General features: G+C 74.2%; 1 protein-coding gene. It reads left to right on the plus strand.

Going from position 1 to position 941, the window contains the following annotated elements; translation table 11 throughout:
- Positions 1–305 precede the first annotated feature (305 nt).
- Positions 306–770 carry an ATP-binding protein gene (locus ACFV2J_RS29245; RefSeq protein ID WP_385441427.1) on the plus strand — a complete coding sequence of 155 codons (465 nt, stop codon included), beginning with the start codon at positions 306–308 and terminating at the stop codon, positions 768–770.
- Positions 771–941: the final 171 nt, after the last annotated feature.

Consider the following 941-nt stretch of genomic DNA (forward strand, 5'->3'; position numbering starts at 1 on the left):
AACCACCCCCCTCCAACACCATATCCCACCTCCCCCATCCCCCCCCATCACCCCCCAACCCCCCCCCCCCACTTCTCGTGCACCGGAGGGTGTCCCGGACGCCTCCGGGGGGGCTGCTCGGTCGTCTCCCGCAGGTCCGCCCTGCAAGAATCTCCACGTCGCAGGCCGACGCGCTTCGAAGGAACGGCCTGACGCGCTCCGTCCCACGAGTGCCGACTGTGGGTGGCCGGGCCACAGGTATCGTGCGGGGCCTGCGTACACGGTGCCTGGAGGGGTAACCGGCGGGGAGACGGAAGCGGGCACGCATGGACGAATCACCTGGAGAACCCGGCATCGACCGGCCCGACCGGATCGGCGCAGCCCACGCGCTGGAGGCCTCGCTCGCCCTGGACGGCGACGGCTCCCGCATCGCCCAGGCCCGCCATCTCGCAGCCGCCTTCCTCACCAAGGTGAGAGACCACTACGGCATTCCGGTGGCAGCGGCCACGGTGGAGATCGTCCAGCTGATCGTCAGCGAACTCGTCACCAACGCCCGCAAGTACGCCCCCGGACCGGCCCTGCTGCACCTGCGCGTCACCGGCCCCGTACTGCAGGTCGAACTCTGGGACAGCAACCCCGTCGCGCCGGCCGCCAAGGCCCCGGACCCGACACGCATCGGCCAGCACGGCCTGGAGATCGTCGCGGCCCTCGCCCGCACCCTCACCGTGGAACAGACATCCGTCGGCAAACGCATCACGGCGGACGTCCTCCTCAGTCCCGCCGCCACGTGACCGCACCGGCCCACCGGCACAGCCGCTCCCCGTCGAGGCACCCGGCAGCCCATGGCTCCACACCGGAAATCGGCGGCGCGGGCGGCGGGGCGGGGGGCGGGGCGCGCGCGCCCCGCCCGGGCCGGGGCCCGCGCGCGCGCGGCGGGGGCGCCGCGCCCGGGGGCGGCGGCT

This window comes from Streptomyces sp. NPDC059668, assembly GCF_042734135.1.
GTDB lineage: Bacteria > Actinomycetota > Actinomycetes > Streptomycetales > Streptomycetaceae > Streptomyces.